Source organism: Faecalitalea cylindroides (assembly GCF_028321995.1).
GTDB lineage: Bacteria > Bacillota_I > Bacilli_A > Erysipelotrichales > Erysipelotrichaceae > Faecalitalea > Faecalitalea cylindroides.
Genome location: NZ_JAQLXG010000004.1, coordinates 117,068 through 123,772, shown reverse-complemented (window position 1 = coordinate 123,772; position 6,705 = coordinate 117,068). Strand labels below are relative to the sequence as shown.

At 33.8% G+C, this 6,705-nt stretch carries 9 protein-coding genes; 3 read left to right on the top strand and 6 right to left on the bottom strand.

Annotated elements, in window-relative coordinates:
• Positions 1–140: 140 nt before the first annotated feature.
• Complete coding sequence (locus tag PND65_RS03985) at positions 141–698, bottom strand: DUF3793 family protein (RefSeq protein WP_271990669.1); 558 nt, start codon at positions 696–698, stop codon at positions 141–143.
• Positions 691–1,044, bottom strand: coding sequence for a class Ib ribonucleoside-diphosphate reductase assembly flavoprotein NrdI (gene nrdI / locus PND65_RS03980; RefSeq protein WP_015536364.1), 354 nt, complete (start codon positions 1,042–1,044; stop codon positions 691–693). Before nrdI ends, PND65_RS03985 begins: the two co-directional genes overlap by 8 nt.
• Positions 1,045–1,186: 142 nt before the next feature.
• On the opposite strand from nrdI, the gene PND65_RS03975 reads away from it, so the two are divergent.
• From PND65_RS03975 to PND65_RS03965, 3 genes are read left to right on the top strand one after another with little or no spacing between them, the layout of a single operon-like run.
• Positions 1,187–1,966 (top strand): MerR family transcriptional regulator, encoded by a 780-nt coding sequence (locus PND65_RS03975; protein WP_271990666.1) that lies wholly within the window; start codon positions 1,187–1,189, stop codon positions 1,964–1,966.
• A gap of 2 nt (positions 1,967–1,968) precedes the next feature.
• Positions 1,969–2,784, top strand: a complete 816-nt coding sequence (locus PND65_RS03970) for an ABC transporter ATP-binding protein (protein WP_271990665.1) — start codon at positions 1,969–1,971, stop codon at positions 2,782–2,784.
• Positions 2,781–3,500, top strand: a complete 720-nt coding sequence (locus tag PND65_RS03965) for an ABC transporter permease (RefSeq protein ID WP_204712871.1) — start codon at positions 2,781–2,783, stop codon at positions 3,498–3,500. Before PND65_RS03970 ends, PND65_RS03965 begins: the two co-directional genes overlap by 4 nt.
• Positions 3,501–3,521: 21 nt before the next feature.
• On the opposite strand, the gene PND65_RS03960 is transcribed toward PND65_RS03965, so the two are convergent.
• The 4 genes from PND65_RS03960 to PND65_RS03945 all read right to left on the bottom strand — a co-directional run bounded on the left by PND65_RS03960 (position 3,522) and on the right by PND65_RS03945 (position 6,651).
• Positions 3,522–3,944, bottom strand: a complete 423-nt coding sequence (locus tag PND65_RS03960) for a hypothetical protein (RefSeq protein WP_271990663.1) — start codon at positions 3,942–3,944, stop codon at positions 3,522–3,524.
• A 149-nt stretch (positions 3,945–4,093) separates the two neighbouring features.
• Entirely contained in the window at positions 4,094–4,303 is a 210-nt protein-coding gene (locus tag PND65_RS03955) for a hypothetical protein (protein ID WP_022355388.1), read from the bottom strand.
• Between the two features lie 191 nt (positions 4,304–4,494).
• Entirely contained in the window at positions 4,495–5,583 is a 1,089-nt protein-coding gene (locus tag PND65_RS03950; protein WP_271990661.1) for a M42 family metallopeptidase, read from the bottom strand.
• Positions 5,584–5,595: 12 nt separating this feature from the next.
• Complete coding sequence (locus PND65_RS03945) at positions 5,596–6,651, bottom strand: M42 family metallopeptidase (RefSeq protein ID WP_271990659.1); 1,056 nt, start codon at positions 6,649–6,651, stop codon at positions 5,596–5,598.
• Positions 6,652–6,705 lie beyond the last annotated feature (54 nt).

The window sequence follows — 6,705 nt, the reverse complement described above, 5'->3', positions numbered from 1 at the left end:
TTTAGGGGTTCATACACATATAAAAAGGGACTAATAGTCCAAAGTAGTTCAAAAACTACTCAACTGTTAGACCCTCTCATCTTTCTTTGATCATTAAGTTTAGTTAGGTTAGGTATAGTTAAGTTAAAAAGGAAAAAGTTTTAAACGAGCTGTTCGATTCGTACACCGTTTTCTATTGCATAGATAAACTGGTCACGAACATGATCAAAGAGTTTAAACAATGATTTAAAATATTCAGCCTTTTTAGGACTATATACTTTCCATGCTCCTATGCAGCAGCATGTTTCATTGTTTATAAAACCCAGGACATCGCTTAAAGGATATCCTAAGAAAATACCGATTTCGTGAGGAAAATCTGTTTCTTCCATTCGCTTATCTAAATGATCCAGACAGGCAGAAAGAGAGTGTATAGGATAATCGTATTGTTCTAGGAAGGTTCTAATTTCTGGATCTAGTAATACATTTTCGAGAATTTCAAATGAATACAAATAAATTGTTATACGAGGTTTATCTGCCTGCAGGATCCGAAAAGTCAAATGCTTATCCGCAAATTTTTCGTTATACTCACGAATCAAACTATCTACACAAGGTATCGCAGTGCGTGGAATATGAAACATATTTGCTAATTTATATTTCTTTAATGCCGGCGCACAATGATACGCAAGGTATTCTTCAAATAATTTTTGTTCTTTAGACATTGCCTAAAATCTTACTTATTTCCGCAATATCCTCTTCTGTTCCTGCATTTTCTACTTTATATAAGCAATCTACTCCATATTCTTCGCTGATCTTGTCACCTGCTTTACAATAAGCATCTCCATATCCAAGATCACCAGAGACAATAACACCTTTTAATTTTGTTCCATTTGTCATCAAGAATGATTCTACTTCCATGGGAACATCTCCAAAGCCATCTGTATATGTAAACAAAATAAAATCATCATCCATCGTTTCACTGCCACTTTCAATAACTGTGGCGTCTAATCCAAGAGCATTCACAATGGATTCTACATTGCCTGTTCTTGAAGCATATGCATATTTCATATTATTCATACCTCCTTAGTTAGTTTAATCTAACTTTATGGTTAGTATAGACTAACTTTTGCATTATGTCAACTTCTTTTATATTTTTTCTTGCTTGTGACGCAACGTCATAAATTATAATTAAGTCAGGAGGTATTTAACCATGCATAATAAAAGTTATATGAGTGTTGGTGAACTAGCTAAAAAGATGCACACAACTGTAAGAACACTTCAATATTATGACAAAGAAAAATTACTTTGCCCTTCTAGCCAAAGTGAAGGCGGAAGACGATTATATACACATAAAGATATGATTAAATTGCATCAAATTCAATCTTTAAAATCTCTTGGTTTTTCATTGGAAGAAATCAAAAACAAACTAATGCCATTAGATACACCCGAAGAAATTGCTGCCATTTTAAGTAAGCAATCTTTAACGATCCAAGAACAAATACAACAATTATCTAAATCTTTACAGGAAATCGAATTATTAAAAGAAGAAGTTCTTCAAATGCAACAAGTCGATTTCAAGAAATACGCCGATATAATCGTTAACCTACAAATGAACAATCAATATTATTGGCTTATCAAGCATTTTGATGATTCGACTCTTGACCATATTCGACATCGTTTTAACAAGGATACTGGTTTAAGTTTCATACATCGTTTCAATCAATTAATTGAAGAAATATTGATTCTTAAAAACAACAATGTGGCCCCTGATGATATAGAAGCTCAAAAAGCAGCACAAAAATTTTGGAATATTGTCATGGAATTCACAAATGGTGATATGAGCCTGTTACCAGAACTAATGAAATTTAATGATCAATTGGACGAACAAAATGAATGGACAAAAAAACAGAGAATCGCCAATGACTATATACAACCTGCATTAGAAATCTATTTTCAGAATGCCGGTGTAGATCCATTTAAGGAGCAATAAATATGTCTCAAGTTATAACACTATCCAATCTAAAGAAAAACTATGGAAATCATGAAGTACTTAAAGGTGTTGACTTAAGCATTGAGAAAGGAGAAATCTTTGGCATTTTAGGTATCAATGGAGCTGGGAAAACTACATTGTTAGAGTGCATAGAAGGATTTCGTCATTATCATTCAGGAAACATCAAAATCTCAGGGAATATAGGAATTCAACTTCAATCTGCATCCTTGCCTTCCTATATGCGCGTTGATGAAGCAATTCAATTATTTTCCAAATGGAAAAACAAGAATTTAGATCCTTCTCTATTTACTGCACTAAATATTACCGAAATAAACAAAAAAATGTATTATCAATTATCTGCTGGTCAAAAAAGAAAACTCCATCTAGCTCTGGCTTTAATAGGAGACCCAGACATTTTAATTTTAGATGAACCTACAACAGAATTAGATGTTGAAGCTAAACAAGCCCTTCATCAAGAAATCAAAAAGCTCAGCCAAAAAGGAACGACCATTCTTCTTTCTAGTCATGATATGGCTGAAGTTGAATCTTTATGTACACGTATCGCCATTCTGAATCAAGGCAAGATTATCTTTGTAGGAACTACAGAGCAATTAGCTAAAAAGGTGAACAAAAAATATTCAATAAAAATCATTGATGAAAATGAAGAGAAAGAATATTTTACTTCAGATATCATTGATACTTTATCCACTATCCTTGAACAATATAAACTCAAAAATAAACCTATTCTCGATATCAAAATCAATCGAGGCACATTAGAAGATCACTTTATTGAGCTCTCCAAGGAGGTTAGATCATGAAAGCTATTCTTTATGGAATTGGTTTACAATTTAAATTAGATATTCGCAGCAAAACTCTATTAGTAACATGTTATCTTGTCCCACTTTTATTTTTCATGATCATGTCAGGAATCTTTACCTCACTTATGCCAGATGCAACCCAAACACTAATCCAATCTATGACAATTATGGGTGTTTCCATGGGAGCTCTTATAGGAGTTCCTCCTTCTATGGTTGAAATTTATAGTACAAACATCAAAAAAATGTATAGTGCAAATAATGTTCCACTTTATTTTGGAATATTTACTATTGTGATCTCAGCCTTTATCCATCTCATGATCATGAGTTTTATAATTTTTATTGCAGCACCAATTATTTTCCATGCTTCGACACCAGAAAATACCCCACTTTATTTTTCCACACTCGCACTATTTATTATTGTATCTTTATCCATTTCTTGCGTATTAGGTCTTGCGATAAAAAATCAAGCAAAACTCACCATGTTTAGCCAAATTGTTTTCCTGCCTTCTATTATGTTATCTGGAATTATGTTTCCGGCATCTCTTCTTCCAGATTTACTTGAAACTATAGGTAAGATATTTCCAGCTACATGGGGATACACCTTATTATGCCAACTAGACATAAATTTCTTTACATTCATCCCTTTATTGATTATTTTCTCTATCTCATTCATATTAATCTTATTTCTTTTAAAGAAAGCACAATCTGAATCTTAAAAGCCCAGTTTCTGGGCTTTTTTACTTCGTTCGCGTGTTATCAATTTTTGGATACATCAAGCCGTACTTGTCTGCGACTTCCTTTCCGTGCGTTCGCATAAAGCTATAAAATCCATCTTCAATTTTATGGCTTAAAGTACAAAACTCATAACTTCTTTGATCTTTACATTTCAAATACACATCAATATAACAAGCATTCTCTGGCAATCCTCGATAACTGGTTCGTTTAAATATGAACGATAATTCAACATAGTCTAATTCTTCATAACCTACTTTTACATTCTCTTCTTTAAAATGAATAGTCAATCCCTCTTCTGAATAAATCAATGTCCCATTTAATGCGTTGTTATAGGCGCCATAAAGAAGAGGTGGAACATGAAGTTGTTTTTCATCTTCTCTTTGAATTTCTACATTCAAAATATTATGCTTTAAATATTCTTTCATGATGTTTCTCCTTTGATTCATTTTCTTGATAATTTCTTATACAAAGATGTGTTATGCCAAGGACGCTTGTTCCAATAATATTGATTCAGTATGTTATATGCCTTTTCATTTGGCATTTCCAGTAATTGAGCCAAATGTTTTGGATCGATTCATTTAGGTGCTTTTTCATGTAAAATTCGTAACGTCATTAAGAAGTGTTGCCCGTTAAAAAATAAATCCGAATCCAATCGTACAGCTCTATCATCTTTGGTAAAAATCACTAGATAAAATTTAAACAAATAATCTCCACCCATGATCATACCAGCTTCCTGTACACCAGCTTTTACAGTCTCAATATCATCATAATCAATGAATTCCATATCTTCTAAATATGTGCCTTTTAATACATGCCAAAAATATTTAAAAGAATTGAAAAAAAGTTGTCTAAATCATCAAATAGATGAATTAGACAACTTAAAATATATTCAATTTGGTAAATATAACATTTTCTAACAATTATAATTCGCAGATTATCGTATAAACTAATTATAAATATAGAAGAAAAGCATAATTAAAAATCTTTTAATTTATTCAATAAATCCCTGTCAACTCGACGAACAAATTCGGCCATCAATAAAACTGTCTGCCAATAGTCTTTACGATGAATGATCAAACGATGAGAATGCATATAACGAGTTGGAATTGATAACGTCATCGTTACAACCCCGTCATGAGCTTTATGAATATTATCGGAATCCGTTCCACCAACAGTCATCATGTCATAATTGATATCTAAATCAAGATCTTTACAAATCTTTTCCATTTCATGTAAGAAATTCTTGTTCGCTATAATACCTGCATCCATAACACTAAGGACAACACCTTTTCCAATTCCATTTACTCCTTTATCCATTGGAGTATCCATACTTGTTGTTACATCCAAGGCAATCGCAACATCTGGATGCAACATATTGGCAGCGGTTCTAGCCCCACGAAGGCCAACTTCTTCCTGTACAGTACCAACACCATACAAGTTAGCTGAATGTTTCTCCTTATGCAATAATCGCATCACATCAACGACCATAGCAGCACATAAGCGATCATCCCATGCTTTTCCCATTAGATAATTTGGGTTATTCATAACGGTAAACTTTGTGTCCGGTGTGATCATATCGCCAATCTGTATACCTAATTCATAAATTTCCTCACGAGATTCAACACCCATATCCAGGAATAGTTTTGTTGGATGTATTACTTTTTCTTTGACATCTTTTGGAAGACCATGTGGTGCACTAGATCCAACAACACCTTGATAACGTTTTCCTTCTCTTGTCGTTACTACTAAAGTTTGGCTTGGAAGAACATGTCCCCACCATCCTCCAACAGGAAGCATTTTAATATAACCATCTTTATCTATATCGCAAACCATGAAACCAACTTCATCCATGTGTCCTGCAATCATAACTTTTACACCGTCTTTGTCCCCTTTTTGAAGGGCAACCAACGAACCCAAATTATCGTATGTGATTTCATCGGCATATGGTTCGATCCATTTTTTCATGACACGGCTTACTTCTTTTTCATTGCCGCTGATTCCATGTGCTTCGCTGAATTCCTTCAGCATTTCTAAATTAATATCTCCAATTGGTTCTCTACTCATAATGATGCCCTCTTATCGATTGCTAGCCTTAAATGCTTCGATCTTTTCTTCGTTTAATTTGCTCAACACTTTATAGGCAGCTTCTTTTGCGCAGTCATAATCATGTAAATCAATCATTGTACTAGCTGTATGAATTCCTCGTGCACAAATACATACACTTAATGTTGGACATCCACTAAATAATTTATGGATCCAAGCTGCATCTGTTTGTTCCATATTATAGAAATACTGATAATCAATATTATTTTCTTTACAAACACGTACCAGTTCATCCAATAAGCCACGATTTGGCATCATACCTTTATCATAGTAACGAACTAGAACTCCTTTTCCTAGTTTTCCTACTTCCTCTTCTTTTCCTGCATAATCATTTGCAGCTGAGCAATCTAAGACGATGCCCATATCTGGATGAATCAAACCGGTAGCACTGGTTCCACCACGAATTCCAACCTCTTCCATGACACTGGCACCAATATATAGATCATAGTCTAATTCTACATCTTTTAAAGCCTCTAAAAGTTCAACTGTCAATGCACACCCAAAACGATTATCCCATGCTTTGGCAAATACACGATTTTGTACCTGTACGAAATCTCCGCTAATTACAGCACTATCTCCAACAAACACACCTAGATCTTCCACTTCTTTTTTTGAAGCACAACCTAGATCAATCTTCATCTTTTTGCCTTCACCTTTTTCAAGTGTATCCCCATCGGCAACGATTGCACCTGTTAATTCTTTTCCTTCACGAGGTTTCAAAGTAACTCTTGAACCATACATTGCCCCATCGGCAATATCACCAATCTTAATGAATGACAATAAACCATTATCATGAATTTCTGTGATCATAAATCCAACTTCATCCATGTGAGCACATACCATTACTCTTTTAGCGTTTTCTTTACCACATTTTTTTACCGCAAAAATAGAGCCTAGATTATCATAAATCACTTCATCGCACAGTCCCTTATAGTGCACAGCCAAAGCTTTTGAGACTTCTTTTTCATCGCCAGAAATCCCAACGATCTGCGTTAATTCCTTCATTATTTTAAGTGTTTTTTCAGTCATAATATATATAGCCACCTTTCTTATGATTCCATTATATCGCTTATAAAACAAGAC